The organism is Catenulispora yoronensis, assembly GCF_039531695.1.
Lineage (GTDB): Bacteria > Actinomycetota > Actinomycetes > Streptomycetales > Catenulisporaceae > Catenulispora > Catenulispora yoronensis.
This window is the reverse complement of the sequence record NZ_BAAAQN010000053.1, coordinates 1-15531: the sequence shown is the minus strand read 5'-3', so window position 1 is coordinate 15531 and position 15531 is coordinate 1. Positions and strand designations below refer to the sequence as shown.

Genomic DNA, 15531 nt, shown 5'->3' with positions numbered 1-15531 from the left:
TCGGACGGGTCAGCGAGGTGAGTCGGCCAGGACGGTGCGGGCGTGATCGGCGTGGTCCGCGGTCACCAGGACCTCGAACCGGCCGGGGATGATGGCGCTCCTGGACGCGAAGTCGCGGCGGCCGGCGGTCAGGCCGTAGCCGACCGCGGCGAAGACGCCGCCGAAGATCACGCCCCAGGTCAGGCCGAAGGACATCGCCCGGCCGAAGGACGCGGTGGTCAGGATGTTGAGGAGCAGGCCGACGAAGATGCCGAACCACGCACCGCCGACCACGCCGGAGATCAGGACCCGAGGCCAGGTGAGCCGTCCGGTGACCTGCTCGACCATCCGCAGGTCGCTGCCGATGATCTGGGTCTGCTCGACTTCGAAGCGCTGCTCGGCGAGGGCTTCGACGACGCTCTGTGCCTGGACGTAGGTCGGGTAGGAGCCCAGCGACATCTGCTCGCCCGCAGCTCGCGCGAGGGTGTTTCTCATGCTTGCCGATGTGCCGTTGGTCATCATGACTGGCTCCAGGCGTCGTCGAGGCTCGAGGCGTGCGGTGCGGTCTGGTCGGACGTCGGGGGGACGACGACGACCGGGCACGGGGCGTGCTGGGTGCAGTGCTGGCTGACCGAGCCGAGCAGCATCCCGGCGAAGGCGCTGTGGCCGCGGGTCCCGACCACGAGGAGGCGCGCGGTGGCCGCCGATGCCAGGAGCGCTTCGGCCGGGTGGCCTTGGACCACGCGGGCGTGGACTTCGACCGGGTGGTCCTGCATGGCGGAGACCTCGGTGATGGTGGCGTCGAGCGTCTTCTCGGCGGCGATGCGCATGCCACCGTCGTCCATCGATGCGGCGGACCAGCCGTAGGCGAATCCGTAGCCGGTCCGGATCGGGTCCTGCCAGGCGGTGACGGCCTCGACCGTGGTTCCGGCGAGCCGGGCCTCGGCCACGGCCCAGGCGAGTGCGGTCTTCGAGCCCTGTGAGCCGTCGATTCCGACGACGATGCGCGGGGCTTCGCTGCTGGTCTGGTCTGTCATGCCTGTCTCCCTGTTGTTGTCGCAGTCGGCGGTGCAAAGGCCCGCCGGAGCTGGCGTTGTGCTCGATCGGTCATCCAGATGGGCAGCGCCGTATTCGTCGGCGGATCGCTCGCAGCCGCCACGACGCCGGTACTTGCCGGTGAGCGGGGACGCGTTGCGTTGAAGCCCGCGAGGAGGGCTTCGGCGATGTCGATGGGTGCGCTCACGTTCTGGCGCGTTGCTCACGGTTCAGGTCCCGCAGGTGGACACCTGCGGGTGAGGTCGAACTGAGCGGCGCAACCGCTGATACGGCAGCGTTCAGATCACGAGTGGGATGGTCGGAGCTGTCGCCGACTACCACAGGCCTACTCAGTCACGGCACCGAGCGTTGTCGGTGCGCCAAGAGATGGTGACGGGTCAAAGGTCACCGGGGACTTGAGCGACAACTCCATCCTACGCTGCCGGCGACCCCGTGTATCCGCCGCCGACGGTGGGCTGTCGGATGCTGCCAGCGAGCCGTCCGTGGTCCGACGCTGCCTTTCCTGCCGCGAATCGCATGTTTGATCCGTGTAGTCCGGGCATAGGGGCGGAGGAAGACCATCCAGAGCATCCGCCGATGCCGGCGGCAGCTGTGTGCCAAAGCGCCCGGTCGCTCTCAGCTACGAAGAACAGGCAGACCTCGGCACCCCCACTGGAGCGTTCGCCAACCTTCGTGCTGCCGCTGCGGGGTCTGAATGCCCGCGCGACACGAGGGAGTGAACGCTCATGCTCGTTGCCGTCGTCCTCATCGCCATCGTCGTATTCATGGCGCTCGGTGGCATGGCCGGATTCAACAGCCTGGTCAGGAAGCGTAACCGGACCAGCGAGGCCTGGTCGCAGATCGACGTGTAACTCAAACGCCGCCACGACCTGATCCCGAACCTCGTGGCCACCGTGAAGGGCTACGCCGCCCACGAGAGCGGAACCCTGGAGGCTGTCACCGCGTCCCGCGCCTCGGCGATCAGGGCCGGATCCGGGGCGGACCCGGGCACCGTGGCGGCGGCGGAGAACGCGCTGAGCAGTTCCCTGCGTTCGCTGTTCGCGGTCGCCGAGAACTACCCCGCGCTGCGCGCGCAGAAGGGGTTCCTGGCGCTGCAGGAGCAGCTGGCCGCCACTGAGGACAAACTCGAGTACGCCCGCCGCTACTACAACACCAGCGCCCGGGACTTCAACACCGCGATGCAGTCGTTCCCCAGGACCCTGCTCGCCTCGCCGTTCGGATTCCATGCGTTCGAGTTCTTCCAGACCGACGCCGCCGACAAGGAAAACCCGACTGTCGACTTCACCGCCGCCGCGCGGCCGTCGAGTGGCTGAGGCGGCGGGCCGTGTACGAGCAGATCGCCCGCAACAAGCGCCGCACGATCATCTACATCGGCCTGTTCTTCCTGGCCTGGCTGGGGATCGGGGCGATCGTCGGCGAGCTGTTCGCCGTCACGGCGTCGCAGCCGACAGCCGGCAGTGGCTCCGCAGTCGGTGACATCGTCTTCGGAGTCACCCTCGCGGCCTTCATCGCCGCCGCCGGCATCGCGTTCACGCTGCGGTCCGGCTCGCGGCTGGTCCTGTCGGTGGCCGGCGCCAAACCTGCCGACCGGAAGCAGTATGCGCAGCTTCACGGCCTGGTCGAGGCCCTCGCCCTTGGCGACGGCCTGCCGACGCCGGCCGTCTACGTGGTGGAGGATCCTTCGCCGAACGCGTTCGCCACCGGTATGAACCCGGGCCGGTCCGCGGTGACCGTCACCACCGGGCTGCTGGCGATGATGGACCGCGAGGAGCTCGAAGGCGTCCTTTCCCACGAGATGAGCCACATCAAGAACTACGACACGCGCCTGCTGCTGGTCGTCAGCACCCTGATCGGCTTGGCCGCACTGCTGGCCGGGCTCGTCTGGCGCAGCGCGTTCTTCATGCGGTCCCGCGGCCTCAACGGCGCCCAGCTGATGCTGCTGGTCTTCGCCGCCGGGGCGTTGCTGTCCGTCGTCGGCTTCGTCCTGGGCCCGGTGATCCGCCTGGCGCTGTCCCGGCGCCGGGAGTCCCTGGCCGACGCCAGCGGCGTGGAACTGTCCCGCAATCCGGCCGGACTGCTCAGCGCCCTGCGCAAACTGCAGGCCAACGACACCCCGCTGGCACACACCAACCACGCCACGGCGGCGATGTGCATCGACGACCCGCTTCAGCACCACGCCGGCCGGATGCATCGGCTGTTCGACACCCACCCGCCGATCGCCGACCGCATCGCCGCGCTGGAACGCATGACCCAGGGCCTGACGGTCTGAATCCGACCATGCCCGCCGGAACCACGGAATCAAAGGACATCACCATGAACCGCACCGTCGTCGTCGGCTACGACCACACCCCGTCCAGCGATCGGGCCCTGGCCGAAGCCGCCCGTGAGGCCGCCGCCCGCGGCACCGGACTGCGCATCGTCCACGCCTACCAGTGGCCGATCGCCGGCCAGCTGTCCGCACAGCCCGATCTCTCCCAGAAGGCGTGCCACGAGGCATCCGAGACCCTCCTGGAGGAGGCCGCCGGCCTCGTGCAGGCCGGCCACCCGGGGATGAGCGTCGAGACCCGGGCCGTCGCCGGTCACGCCGCCGCGGCCCTGGCCGAGGCCTGCCGCGACGCCGAACTCCTGGTCGTGGGCAACCGCGGCCGAGGCGGCTTCGACGGGCTGCTGGTCGGCTCGGTGTCCCTGCGCGCGCTCGCCGGCGTCACCTGCCCGGTCATCGTCATCCGCGGGGAGGACCGTCCCGCCCGTGACGCGGTACTCGAACCGGGCGGCGAGCCGCTGGTAGCCGTTGCGTACGGCCCACATGCCTTCCAGGTCGAGGACGACTGCCCCGACGTCGCTCTTGTGGATCAGGCCCGGCCAGTAGGCCTTCAGCGCCACCGGTGCGCCGACAGCCGCTGCCGCCTCCAGCGCCCCATGCTCGGAGGTGGCCAGGACGGTGCTCACGTGCGGGATGCCGTAGCAGCCGAGGAGGTCGGCAGTAGCGACGGCCGGCAACCAGCCGCCCTCGGGGTTGGCCTGCAAGAACTCGGCGACGAGCGCTGCGGCGTCGCCCGCGCGGATGTCCGGGAACGTCGGGACGCTGCCGGCCGGTCGACTGAGCCAGGCGCTGTAGTCGATGGCGTGGGCCAGGGCGCGGACGGCGTTCTCGGCATCGGCATAGGACGGGACGCCTCCAGTCGCCTGGCCGGGTCCGATGATCTGGACGGTGGCGGCCTGGTCGATCCGTACGGCCAGCAGCGGCTTGCCGTGACGGGTACCGGGCATCGTCAGCACCGGTCCGAGGTCGGTCAGCGCGGTCGGCGCCAGCAGCACCAGGACCGCATCGATCTCCTCGCTCGCCGCCAGATGTTCGAGGGCTGATCGCAGGACGGGCGCGGTCGCAGCGGAACTTCCCTGACAGCTGGGAAGCGCTCAGCCCGGCGCCGTCGTCGTCGGCTGTCGGCGCGGGCCTTCCGCCGCACCGGAAATCTCGGCCTTGACTCGTGCGGTCTCCAAATCCCGCTGGGTCTGGCGGCCCAGTCGCCGACGCTGTTGGTCGTGACTGTGGAGGACCTGTGCTGGCGGCTGGCGATGGATGCCTGGCGTGCGCGGCGACCCAGACTGTGGGAGTTGCGCTGGCGCGTTGCCTGGCGGGCTGAGCGCGAGGTGCTCGAGGCCAAGCAGCGACGTCTGGGCGCCATGGCGAATCAGGAACTGGCCGAACTCTGAACGCGCCGGGCCGGACAGGCTTGGGCCGCGACACCAACACCCGACGAACAGCCGCGACCGGCCATCAGCCGGCCCACGACCGCTCGCCAGCTGTTTTCTCTACCGACCCACGGTCCTAGCGTCGTACAGCTTGCGCGTTCCGGAGTTCGTCGGCCATGGCGTGTCGGCGTTCGGCGGGCAGCGGTCCACCGGGCGGTCGACGAGCGGCTGCGGCGGCCGGTGGCACTGAAGGTGTTCCGCCTCGACGCCGACGCCGCCACCAGTGCCGACCTGGCCCGGCGGTTCGTGGTCGAGGCGCGGCTGCTGGCCCGGCTGCACCACCCGGGCCTCGTGGAAATCTTCGACTACGGGTATGTCCCGCAGGGCCCTTACCTGGCGCTGGAGCTCATCTCCGGCCCCACGCTGCGCGGCCTCATCACCGCCGGTCCGCTGGCGTTCGCCGAGACGATGCGCATCGGCCGGGCCATGGCCGAGACCCTGGTCTACGTCCATGCCTCAGGAGTGGTTCACCGGGATGTGAAGCCGTCGAACATCCTGCTGGACGCCGACGGTCTTCCTCGCCTGATGGACTTCGGAGTGTCCCTGGCAGTGGATGCCGCCGGGACCACGGCGGTCGGGAACGTCGTGGGCACGGCTGCTTACCTGTCTCCCGAGCAGGTCCTCGGGGACCGCGCGGATGCCGCGGCGGACGTCTTCGCCCTGGGGCTGGTGCTCATCGAGTGCCTGACCGGCGAGCGTGAGTACCCGGGCGGCCCGGCGGAGTCGGCGGTGGCCCGGTTGCATCGCCTCCCGACGGTACCCCAGGGTCTGCCGCGCGGCGTGTCGCAGATCCTGGAGCAGATGACGGCGTGGGATCCGGCCGAGCGTCCGACCGCTGATCAGTGCGCGGCGGTCTTCGGCCGCCCCGGCGGCATGAACCGGATCCCGCCGCTACCGGAACCCGCGGCTCCTTTCGGCGCAGATCAGGAGACGATGTGGGTCTTTCGCGCCGTCGCGCGGTCTTCGTCCGGCAAGCGGCGATCCGGTCGGCGGCTGTCGGCGGCCCTGGCCGTAGCGGCCGTTCTGGCGGCGGTGGGGGTCGCGGTGATCGCGTTCGATCCCGGTGTCGGGAGCCAGGGCGTGCGGGCACCGGTCGGTGTGGCCCGTCCCCAGCCGGCGGCGGCCCCCGGCAGCGGGTCGACCGCCCCACCTGCGCCCCGGCAACCGTCCACCGCCCCGACGCCCGCACCAAGCAGCTCGCCACCGACCGTGATCTCTGCCGTCGTCCAGGCAGCGGCGGTACCGGCGGCTTCGGGGACGAAGACCAAGAAGCTCAAACACCACAGGCACGGCGGCGGCGGGCATGGCGACGGTAAGGACCGATGAGCGCACCGGCCAGGTCAGCGGTACAGTCCGCGGCCGAGCGCGACGGGCACGGAGGCCGTTTGACCCGGACGGGACGGGTATCGGAAGGCTGCCGACCGTCGCACCCCGCGCCGTCCGGATCAGGCGAGCAGAAGGAGTAGCCCACGTATGTAGGTCTGGGAACGGTAGTCTTGATCGTCATCGTCGTACTCGTCGTGATGGCTCTCCGGCGGCGCTGAAGCACGGGAGGCGAATGCCCGCGCCACCTGCGGCAACCGGCGGCCATCACGGAGATCCACGGCACCGGCCTGTAGTCGGGCCTTGCTGGGAGCAGTAGGCTGATAGCGTCACCCCGGACCCCGGCGGCGCCAGCATCCACGCCAAATCGCGGATCTGCTGCAACGGTTCGGGTGTCTTCGTGTGCGGGCCGGATTCGGTTCGGCTTCGCGGATGTGCCGGCGGCGCGGCGGATGAGGCGGTTCCCGTCGCATCGGAGTTCCCCATGGGCGTCATCGCCTGGATCGTGCTCGGACTGATCGTCGGCCTCATCGCCGACAAAGTCATGGGCAGCCCGCACGGCCCCATCATCACCACGCTCATCGGCATCGCCGGGGCGCTGCTCGGCGGCTGGATCGCCGACAAACTGTTCCACGTCAACAACATACGAGGCTTCTTCAACCTCTCCACCTGGGTCACCGCCCTGGCCGGGGCCGTCGTCCTGCTGGCCGTCGTCCAACTGGCCACCAACCGCGGCAGCCTGGGCACCTCCCGGCGGCGCGGCCTGCGCCACTGACCCGGCGCGGTGGTCGGCGAACGCCGGCGGGCGGGGACTACGGTGGTGACCGGCGACGTGGATCCGCGCAGCTCACAGGGAAGGCGGTGTCGGCGTGGTCAGCGACCGGATGGCGATAGTGCTGGCGTTGCTGGAGCGCACCTCGACACCGAACAGCACCGGCGGCGGGCTGTCGATGACGGCCTGCGCCGCGGCGGCGACCGCGCTGGGCGTCGACGGCCTGTGCGCAGTGGTGGGTACCGGAGCCGCCGGTACAGTGCTGGCCTTCGGCGCCCAGGCGGTCAGCGCCGAACTGGAGGACCTGCAATTCACGCTCGGACAGGGCCCGACCCTGGACGCCGCGGCCACGGGGGTTCCAGTGCTGGCGGCGGAACTGGCCTCGGCGGCGGCCCGCTGGCCGGCGTTCATCCCGGCGGCCCTTCAGCTGGGAGTGAACGCGGTCTTCGTGTTCCCGCTGCGGATCGGGGCGATCAGCCTGGGCACGCTCACCGCCCACCGCGCCGCCGCCGGCCCGCTTCCCGCCGCCCAGGTCACCGACGCCCTGGCGCTGGCCGACGCAGTCACCCTCACCGTGCTGCACAGCCAGTCCGACACCGGCCTGGACGGGCAGCCGGGCCCGGGGTGGGCCGCGCCTGCGACCTACCGCGCCGAGGTTCACCAGGCCACCGGCATGGTCAGCGTCCAACTCGGGGTCTCGTTGGCCGAGGCCCTGGTACGGCTGCGGGCCTTCGCCTTCGGGCGGGATCTGCTGCTGGCCGACGTCGCCGCCGACGTGGTGGCCCGCCGACTGCGCTTCGACGAGGAGGACCGGTGAGGACCACCTGCGTGGGGCGGGGTCCGGGACCGGAAAACAGGGCTACCTTTGAGACATGCCCGTGACCCGTGAACGGCAGCTCGTCGAGACGTTCGTCGAGGTGGCCGACACCCTGGTCGACGACTTCGACGTCATCGACTTCCTGCATGTGCTCGCCGAGCGGTGCGTGCAGCTGCTGGACGTCGAAGCCGCCGGGCTCATGCTCATCGACCAGCGCGGCAACCTGCACGCTGCCGCGGCCTCCGCCGAGAACGCCCGGCTGCTGGAGCTGTTCGAGCTGCAGTCCGATGCCGGGCCCTGCATCGACTGCTGCCGCACCGGCACGCCGGTGGTCAACGCCGACCTCACCGCCAACGCCGCGCGCTGGCCCCGCTTCGCCGAGGCCGCCCAAGCCTCCGGGTTCGTCGCCGTCCACGCCCTGCCGCTGCGCCTGCGCGAGACGGTCATCGGCGCGCTGAACCTGTTCGCCGCCGACAGCCGGATACTGACCGACGACGACGTACGCGTCGGCCAGGCACTGGCGGACGTGGCGACCATGAGCATCCTGTCCCAGCGCAGCCTCCACCAGGCCGAACTCCTGGCCGCCCAGCTCCAGGCCGCCCTGACCAGCCGCATCATGATCGAACAGGCCAAGGGCGTGCTGTCCGAACGCCGTCGCATCAGCGTCGACGAGGCGTTCACCCTGCTGCGCGACCACGCCCGCAACCACAACCTGCGGCTGTCGGACCTGGCCAGAGACGTCGCCGACGGCTCCTCGACAGCCACGGACCTGCTACGCGGCACCGAAGACCGCCTTTCCTAGCGGCGGCGTAGCGCCTTGCACTTCGGCCTGCCGCCTTGGCGGCTGGTGCTGCTGGTCACCGGCCTGTTCCCGGTGGTGCGCGCCGGAGTCGACCACGGGCCTCCAACGTCGCCGGCCACGAGGCTGCGGCGGAAGTGCTGCGCCGCCCGCAACCTCCGGATCAGCGCGAAAGGCCTCGCCCCGGTCGGCGTGATCGACATACCGCCGCTCCTGGCGGCGGCGACGCCGGCACTGCTGGTCGCCTAGTCCGGCCGGGCCCGCGCGGGCGGCCAGGTGAACAATGCGCGCCGAGCCTCCGGTCCGTTACGGTTCGGGGCGAACCGCGCTACTCTGACCATAGTTCTGTGACGCCCCAGTCCCCGGCGCCGTGGTTATCCGGCGCGGTCTGTAACAGGTGAAAGGCCCGGCCAGGAATCCAGCCGCCGCCCTGTCACCGAGCAGTCAGCACCCTCATTCGCGAAAGCGCAGGGCGCACCCATGGACACCAACCCACGCGGCGAAGACCGGGACCACGCGGTCGGCCGCCGGCTGGCATCCCGCGTCACCGATCCCCGGCCGCCCCCGCCGGACCCCGCCGATCACGCCGTGCACGACGCCGAGCAGATCGTGGGCGACGCCTGGATCCAGGTGCTGGTGACACACCGCGACCAGACAAACGCTGCACTGGTTGCGGCGACAGCACGCTGCGATGGGACCCGGCGCCAGCTGGCGCAGACCCTGGCGGAGCGCGCACCGCACCCGATCGCCGCCGCCCACACCGCCTTGGAGGAGGCCCTGGCCGCGCAACGGACCGCCGCCCGGTCCTACGAGCAGGCCCACGAAGGCCTTGTGCTGGAGCTGGACCTACTGGCCTGGCGAAACATTCAGCACCGGGTCGAGGAGTGCATCGCCCGCAACGGCGAGCCGACGACACCGGCCGCCCGAACCGAGCCACCGCCAGCGGTCCGGGAACCGTCCGTGCCGGTGCTGTCGCGACTGTCCCACCGGCTCCTGCCCTGGTGCCTCTACCTCGTGGTGAGTTATGCCGCCGGCGGGTGGTCACCGTGACCGCCACCGCATTCCTGAACCGGCACGACACCGGCACCGGCACCGGCACCGCACCAAGAAGCCGCGGATGCCGGTGAGTCTGCGACCGGTCTTCGAGGACTTCGCCGGTCTGGTCGAGGCCTGCGAGGTGTTCATGGACGAGGTCGACGGCCGCAGGCACCGCGAGACCCGGCGGATCCCGGGCTGCAGGAGTCTCCCACTCACGGCTCTGCACGCTGCCCGATCTGACGGCGCTGCGCCAGCTGCAGCACGGGACCGGGCCCGCGGTCGACGCCAGCGTCGGCGAGGCCGCTCCTGGTCCGGCTGGCGGCCTACCTGAGGAAGTGGGCAGTACGGCGTGATCGCAAGCGTGTGGAAACCACCCGGTAGTCGCTCACGCGCCGTCGGAGGCCAGGAATCGTTTCCACCGGCTGGTGTCGCGTAGTGCGCCGGGGATGCCGTTGGCCAGGTAGGCGCTCAGTGCGGTGCCGAGGTCGGCCAGCAGCGGGCCGATGGTTGGGCTGTCCTGGGCGCCGGGCACCGGGGCGGCCAGCAGTCGCGCGGCGGCCTCGGCGAGGTCCGGGCCGGCTGTCCCGGCCAGCGCGGTCGCGGCGTCGGCGGCCGGCCCGATGAGATGTGCGGCGGTGCGCGGGTTGCGCACCTGGGAGGTGGAGATGTGCGCGACCAGGGCGCCGAGGGCTTGGCGCAGCGGTCGTTCGCTCGGTCCCGACTGCGGGGGCCACCGGCGGCGGGCGGCCTGCCTGGTGACCCGCCAGGCTCCGGCCAGCTGCGGGTAGCCGGCGCCCAGGTTGCCGGCCCGCTGTGCGGCGTCCTGCTCGAAGCCTTCCAGGAGGGCGCAGGTCACGCCGACGGCGTGGAGCAGTGCCAGGTGGATGCTGCGCTGTTCGTCCGGGTCCAGGGCGGAGATGTCCGGGCCCGGCGGGCGGGAATCCTCGTCGCGGTCGGCCAGACGCCAGGCCGTCTGCCACACGTGGGACAGCAGGGCGCCGCGGAGTTCGGCGAGCTCCGCCGGGGTCGGCGGCCGGTAGGCGAATGCCGTGTCCGCAACCGTGGTTTGCGCTGCCCGGGGGCCGAGGGCCGGCTTCGGCCCGCGGCCCGGCGCCTGCGCCGTCGGCGTCGGCGGTCCGGCCGGGCCCGGGGTCATCCCCGGCCGTCCCGTCGGAGTTCGGTGTTGAGGCGTTGGGCCTCTTCGAGTTGGTCTTCCAGGATGATGATGCGGCAGGCGGCGTCGATGGGGGTTCCGGCGTCGACCATCTCGCGGGCGCGGGCGGCCAGGCGCAGCTGGTAGCGCGAATAGCGGCGGTGGCCGCCGTCGGAGCGCAGCGGCACGATCAGCTTGGCCTCGCCCAGGGCGCGCAGGAACGCGGGGGTGCTGCCGATCATCTCGGCGGCCCGGCCCATGGTGTAGGCCGGGTAGTCGTCGTCGTCCAGCCGGTCGGCCGGGGTGGAGCGGGTACTGCCTGTCACATGCACCTCTTGTAAGTCTGCTCTGCGGCAGAACGCGAGGAGGGGCCCGGTGCCGTACGGCACCGGGCCCTGGGGGATATCAACACCATCTACCTGCCGGCGAAACGCGCCGGTCTACTTTTCCGCGTGACCGCCTGAGTTTCGGCGGGTGCGCGGGGATCTCGGACTGCTGACCGGGGACCACCTTCCCATCCGGGGTCTGACCATCCCACCCGGACCAAAGCGCTGTCCGGGCGATCCTGATGGTGTTCGCTCCTCTTCTCTTCGTGTCCTGCCAAACGGGTACTGCATCTTCACCTGCGGTACTGCTGACTGCACTTGCGGTACTTCCCGGCAGCCCCGGGCCTCATCGGCCCGGCCGTCGGCCCCGGCGCCCACCAGCACTGCCGGCCCCGGAACCCCATTGCCGTCCTGCCACTGCTCTCACGCCAGTTCGTGTCTGCCGCGCCTGTTCACTGCTGTGGTTACGACAGGAACACTACCCACAAGGCATCCTGATGTCTACTCCAGTCGCTACAGATTTTCGCTAGCGGTTGCCTGAGGTGCGCTGGAGCGGGTTCTGCGCATGCCGCCTGCCGGGGATCGCCGCCTGCCGCATCTGGCCTGAGCAGGCGTGATGAGGGCGTCCTGAGCTCCTGTGCGCGGCCGGGCCGTTCCGGGATCCGCGGGGACGGTCGGCCGGTTCGGGTCGGCCGATCGGGTGACATGTCGCCGGTGTGCCTGGGCGCGATGGCAGACGGCGGTCGCCTGTCAGATGGTCGCGGCGTGCCGGGCCGGTGTTCGTGCCCGGATTCGTCGTCGGCGCTCGGCCCCGGCGCCGTTGTCGGGCGACGCGAGGGCGGCTCCTGATCGAAACCGGCCCCGTGATCTCCCGCGAGTGGTACGGTCGCAGTTGTTGCAGTTGTGGTTCCCATGAACTTGTGTGCGCCTGTCGGTTGTAGCCGACAGGCGCATCTTAGTTTTCCCGGTGCGGTTTCCGGGGTGGTCGTCATCGCGGCGGCGCGAAGCGCGCGCAGTGCGGGTTTCGGCACGGCCCCCACCAAGGAGATGCACAGATGGCTGTCGGCACCGTTAAGTGGTTCAAGGCAGAGAAGGGTTTCGGTTTCATCGAGCAGGACGGCGGCGGCCCCGACGTGTTCGCCCACTTCTCGAACATCAGCGCCGAGGGCTTCGGCGAGCTGACCGAGGGCCAGCGGGTCGAGTTCGAGGTCGCGCACAGCGCCAAGGGCCCGCACGCCGAGAACATCCGCCCGATCTGAACTCCCCGCGGTTTTCTGCGCGAAGACCTTGTCTGTTGGGCCCGGCAAAGCAGGAATCCCTCCGGGGTTCATCGGGCCCTGCATATCAGGGTTCGCCGACTGCGCGGGCGGCGGCCCCCGCCGCGGGCCGTGTTCCGGTTCTCGCCGGCCGAACTGTCCTGCTGAAGTTCTCGCTGGTGAGCGCAGGCTGTGCCGTGTGGCTGGCGCGCCCCGGGCGGCCGGGGCGGCTGTGTTGGACGCGGCGGCGGTTGCCATACCCTTCCGGCGGCACAAGGCCCCACGCACGGCTGGCGCGACCCCCTTCGATGCACCTTCCACTACGGAGGAGACGGTCATGGGCTACATCAGTGCCGGCGCGAAGCGCTGCGTGCTCACGGTGTGCGCCGGCGGGCTCGTGCGGTGAGGTTCCTGTTGCTGGAGGCCGAGGACGTCGCCTGGTTCCGCGACGACCTGTCCGGTGCCCGTGGTGCCGCGGCGCGGCTGGCCGGGCGCGTCGGGCTGGACGGGCACCGGGTCGGCCAGGTCGCGCTGGCGGTGTCGGAGGCCGCGTCCAACCTGGCCAAGCACGCCGTCGCCGGGGCGATCGTGCTGCGGGTGGTGCGGACCGCGCAGCACGCCGGGGTCGAGTTCCTGGCCGTGGACAGCGGGCCGGGGATGGCGGACGTGGCCGCGGCGATGCGCGACGGCCGCTCGACGGCCGGAACCCTGGGCATTGGCCTGGGTGCGATTGTCCGCTCGGCCGACGTCTTCGATCTGCACTCCGCTGTCGGGCACGGGACGGTGATGCTGGCCCGGTTCTGGGCTCGGGACGCGGCCGGCCGGCCGGTTCCCGGCCACGATCTGCCGCAGGCCGTGGTGGAGGGGGTGACCCGGCCCATCAGCGGGGCGCTGGAGTGCGGGGATGGCTGGGCGGCGCGCCTGGACGACGGCACGCCGGCGCCCGGGCAAGGGGCGGCGGTGTTGGTGATGCTCTGCGACGGGCTCGGTCACGGCCCTTTGGCGCAGATGGCGTCCCGGGCCGGGCTCCGCGCCTTCCGCACCGGCCGCGGCCGGTCGCCGGAGGAGGTTGTCCAGGAGGTCCACCAGGGGCTGGCCGGGACGCGGGGCGCCGCGGTGGCCGTGGCCCGCGTCGAGCCGCAGGCCGCGCGGGTGCTGTTCTGCGGCGTGGGCGACATCACCGCCGCGATCGTGACACCTGCGTCCAAGACCGGTCTGCCGGCGCAGCCCGGGATCGCCGGACGCCGGATGCCCACCCTGCGCACCGTGACCCAGCGGCTGCCGGCCGGCAGCGCACTGGTCCTGCACTCCGACGGCCTGACCGGGCGGTGGGGCCCGGACACCCTTCCCGGGATCCTCGGACACTCCCCGGCCGTGATCGCCGGCCACCTGCTGCGCAGCGCCGGCAAGTACCACGACGACGCCTGCGCCGTTGTGGCCACCGGACCCTGGTAGGGGCAGGACCCCAGTCCGCACCGGGCTCGCCGACCTGCCGTCGGCCGGTCATGGCGGCAGACGGGGGCGGCGCGCCCGATCGCGGCGCCGCCCACCGGCACGGCAGGCACACTGCGCCAGTCCCGGACTTGCCGAGAAGCGATACCTCACCACGTCAGCGACGTAGCCTTCGAGAAAGACAGCAGGTTGACAGCCATGGACCCCAGCACCGACACCGCACCCCCCGCAGCGCCGGGGACCGATCCCGTGAACAGCACCGCCGATCACCCGGCATCCTCCGCCCGACAGCTCAGCACCGAGGACCGCACCGTGCTCGGCGAGATCGCCGCCGTCATGCTGCACCCCACGCTGCCGCCGCAGGCCACGATGCGCCTGCAACTGACCTACGGCCGCGACCAGAGCCCGCCGCTGGTCGAGCACTTCAACGCCGGGGAGTACCTCGGGGAGCTGTTGGGCGTCGGGGCGGCGGCGATACTGGCCCGCGGCTGGCAGGTCGGCGACGCTCTGAACGACGACGACCTCGCCGAGATCGCCTCGGCCGTCAACGACACCTGCACCGGGCTGCTGGCCCACGACCTGCACCTGGCCCAGGACACCGCCCCGCGCGAACTCGACCCGCGGTTCCTGACCCGGGCCAACATGCTGGCCTCCGGACAGTTCGCCGCCGTCCTGCGCGACCAGGCCGCCTGGGCGCTCCAGTCCGCCGCCGCGTACCTGCGGACCACAGTCGATGACACGCAGCTCGCCCCCGGGCAGTGGGCCGCCGCCGCGGTCGACAACCGACGCGCCGCCGGCCGCCACGGCGCGCCCCTGCCGGGCTGACCGCAGTCCCGCACGCCCGCAATGTAGATCGCGGGGACGGCCGTACCCGCGGCATCGGCATCAGCGGGCCGCCGGGTCCGCCCTGTGACGCAGGGCTGGGGCCCGGGGCCCGGGCCTGCCGACGGGTCGCCCGGGGAGCGTCCTGGCACGGCCTTCGGGGTGCGTGGTCCGATCCGGTGCCCTGCGGCCCGGTCAGGGACGTCGCCGGCCGAGGGGCGCCTACGCCGCCGCGGTCCGGATGGCCATCGCGCGCAGCGCGTCGGCCAGGAACTCGGCCAGATCCGATGTCCGGGCCTCCAGCCGGCCCGGACGCCCGTCCACGTCCTGGGCGTGGCCCAGCAGGATCCTCTCCCGCTGTTCCCCGGCGGTCCAGACCGTCATCGGCCCGTGCTCGGCGACGCCCGGGGGCGGCTGGACCAGTCCGGCGGCCAGCAGGTCCAGCCCGAACCTCCAGAACACCTGCTCGCCGTCCCGGCGGAACCCGACCCGGACCGACCACGGTGCGGCGGCGGCCCAGTGCAGGTCGGCCAGGACCGGGACGGGCGGGACGCCCGTCCGGGCCGTCTGGACGTGCGCCATCTGCACCTGCCGCTCGATCACTGCTGCGCGCATACGGCGCTACACCCCTCCTGCCGTCCGGCGTGATACCGGCACTCCCACGCCACGCCCCTCCCGAGCCCCCGATGGTCGCCTGGACCCCGATGCGGTCCGGGACCATCAGACGATCAGCGCGCCGGCCGAGCCCCTGCTGTGCGGCGCAGGCGTGGAAGGGCCCGGTGCCTTGCGGCACCGGGCCCACGGGGGTTCAACACCATCTACCTACCGGCGAAACGCGCCGGCCTACTTTTCCGCACGGCCGCCTCGGGGGGGATAAGGCGGGGCTGCGGGGATCTCGGAGGTGTGACCGGAAATCACCTTCCCATCCGGGGACCGACCTGCCCACCCGGGCTTCACCTGCGCCCGGGCGATCCTGATGGTGTTC

At 71.6% G+C, this 15531-nt stretch carries 17 protein-coding genes and 3 pseudogenes; 14 read left to right on the top strand and 6 right to left on the bottom strand.

Annotated elements, in window-relative coordinates:
* Nucleotides 1–9 precede the first annotated feature (9 nt).
* Nucleotides 10–474: a YflT domain-containing protein gene (locus tag ABD481_RS33825; protein ID WP_344669906.1), complete on the bottom strand. Its 465-nt coding sequence runs from the start codon at nucleotides 472–474 to the stop codon at nucleotides 10–12.
* A 23-nt stretch (nucleotides 475–497) separates the two neighbouring features.
* Complete coding sequence (locus tag ABD481_RS33820) at nucleotides 498–1016, bottom strand: universal stress protein (protein WP_344669905.1); 519 nt, start codon at nucleotides 1014–1016, stop codon at nucleotides 498–500.
* A 744-nt stretch (nucleotides 1017–1760) separates the two neighbouring features.
* Here ABD481_RS33820 and ABD481_RS33815 point away from each other — a divergent pair.
* The 4 genes and pseudogenes from ABD481_RS33815 to ABD481_RS47510 all read left to right on the top strand — a co-directional run.
* Nucleotides 1761–1886, top strand: coding sequence for a hypothetical protein (locus ABD481_RS33815; RefSeq protein ID WP_344669904.1), 126 nt, complete (start codon nucleotides 1761–1763; stop codon nucleotides 1884–1886).
* Nucleotides 1887–1898: 12 nt separating this feature from the next.
* A pseudogene (locus ABD481_RS33810) lies at nucleotides 1899–2348 on the top strand (LemA family protein); the annotation flags it as partial.
* A gap of 11 nt (nucleotides 2349–2359) precedes the next feature.
* Nucleotides 2360–3304 carry a M48 family metallopeptidase gene (locus tag ABD481_RS33805; RefSeq protein WP_344669903.1) on the top strand — a complete coding sequence of 315 codons (945 nt, stop codon included), beginning with the start codon at nucleotides 2360–2362 and terminating at the stop codon, nucleotides 3302–3304.
* Nucleotides 3305–3312: 8 nt separating this feature from the next.
* Nucleotides 3313–3705: pseudogene (locus ABD481_RS47510) on the top strand (universal stress protein); the annotation flags it as partial.
* Between the two features lie 99 nt (nucleotides 3706–3804).
* Here ABD481_RS47510 and ABD481_RS47505 read toward each other — a convergent pair.
* A pseudogene (locus tag ABD481_RS47505) lies at nucleotides 3805–4305 on the bottom strand (acetate--CoA ligase family protein); the annotation flags it as partial.
* 273 nt (nucleotides 4306–4578) lie between these two features.
* On the opposite strand from ABD481_RS47505, the gene ABD481_RS33795 reads away from it, so the two are divergent.
* The 7 genes from ABD481_RS33795 to ABD481_RS33765 all read left to right on the top strand — a co-directional run bounded on the left by ABD481_RS33795 (nucleotide 4579) and on the right by ABD481_RS33765 (nucleotide 9549).
* Complete coding sequence (locus tag ABD481_RS33795) at nucleotides 4579–4749, top strand: hypothetical protein (RefSeq protein ID WP_344669901.1); 171 nt, start codon at nucleotides 4579–4581, stop codon at nucleotides 4747–4749.
* Between the two features lie 63 nt (nucleotides 4750–4812).
* Nucleotides 4813–6114: a serine/threonine-protein kinase gene (locus tag ABD481_RS33790; protein ID WP_425559358.1), complete on the top strand. Its 1302-nt coding sequence runs from the start codon at nucleotides 4813–4815 to the stop codon at nucleotides 6112–6114.
* Nucleotides 6115–6595: 481 nt separating this feature from the next.
* Nucleotides 6596–6886 (top strand): GlsB/YeaQ/YmgE family stress response membrane protein, encoded by a 291-nt coding sequence (locus ABD481_RS33785; RefSeq protein WP_344669899.1) that lies wholly within the window; start codon nucleotides 6596–6598, stop codon nucleotides 6884–6886.
* 94 nt (nucleotides 6887–6980) lie between these two features.
* Nucleotides 6981–7700, top strand: coding sequence for an ANTAR domain-containing protein (locus ABD481_RS33780; protein ID WP_344669898.1), 720 nt, complete (start codon nucleotides 6981–6983; stop codon nucleotides 7698–7700).
* A 55-nt stretch (nucleotides 7701–7755) separates the two neighbouring features.
* A complete protein-coding gene (locus tag ABD481_RS33775; protein ID WP_344669897.1) occupies nucleotides 7756–8502 on the top strand; it encodes a GAF and ANTAR domain-containing protein in 747 nt (248 codons plus the stop codon).
* A gap of 15 nt (nucleotides 8503–8517) precedes the next feature.
* A complete protein-coding gene (locus ABD481_RS33770; protein WP_344669896.1) occupies nucleotides 8518–8748 on the top strand; it encodes a hypothetical protein in 231 nt (76 codons plus the stop codon).
* Between the two features lie 231 nt (nucleotides 8749–8979).
* Nucleotides 8980–9549, top strand: a complete 570-nt coding sequence (locus tag ABD481_RS33765; RefSeq protein ID WP_344669895.1) for a hypothetical protein — start codon at nucleotides 8980–8982, stop codon at nucleotides 9547–9549.
* A 373-nt stretch (nucleotides 9550–9922) separates the two neighbouring features.
* Here ABD481_RS33765 and ABD481_RS33760 read toward each other — a convergent pair whose 3' ends face one another.
* Complete coding sequence (locus ABD481_RS33760) at nucleotides 9923–10693, bottom strand: hypothetical protein (protein WP_344669894.1); 771 nt, start codon at nucleotides 10691–10693, stop codon at nucleotides 9923–9925.
* Entirely contained in the window at nucleotides 10690–11016 is a 327-nt protein-coding gene (locus ABD481_RS33755) for a MerR family transcriptional regulator (protein ID WP_425559354.1), read from the bottom strand. Before ABD481_RS33755 ends, ABD481_RS33760 begins: the two co-directional genes overlap by 4 nt.
* A 1055-nt stretch (nucleotides 11017–12071) precedes the next feature.
* On the opposite strand from ABD481_RS33755, the gene ABD481_RS33750 reads away from it, so the two are divergent.
* The 3 genes from ABD481_RS33750 to ABD481_RS33740 all read left to right on the top strand — a co-directional run bounded on the left by ABD481_RS33750 (nucleotide 12072) and on the right by ABD481_RS33740 (nucleotide 14549).
* Nucleotides 12072–12275: a cold-shock protein gene (locus tag ABD481_RS33750; protein WP_344669893.1), complete on the top strand. Its 204-nt coding sequence runs from the start codon at nucleotides 12072–12074 to the stop codon at nucleotides 12273–12275.
* A gap of 399 nt (nucleotides 12276–12674) precedes the next feature.
* Nucleotides 12675–13727 carry an ATP-binding protein gene (locus tag ABD481_RS33745; RefSeq protein ID WP_344669892.1) on the top strand — a complete coding sequence of 351 codons (1053 nt, stop codon included), beginning with the start codon at nucleotides 12675–12677 and terminating at the stop codon, nucleotides 13725–13727.
* A 195-nt stretch (nucleotides 13728–13922) separates the two neighbouring features.
* A complete protein-coding gene (locus tag ABD481_RS33740) occupies nucleotides 13923–14549 on the top strand; it encodes a hypothetical protein (RefSeq protein WP_344669891.1) in 627 nt (208 codons plus the stop codon).
* Nucleotides 14550–14768: 219 nt separating this feature from the next.
* Here ABD481_RS33740 and ABD481_RS33735 read toward each other — a convergent pair whose 3' ends face one another.
* Nucleotides 14769–15161: an SsgA family sporulation/cell division regulator gene (locus ABD481_RS33735; protein WP_344669890.1), complete on the bottom strand. Its 393-nt coding sequence runs from the start codon at nucleotides 15159–15161 to the stop codon at nucleotides 14769–14771.
* Nucleotides 15162–15531 lie beyond the last annotated feature (370 nt).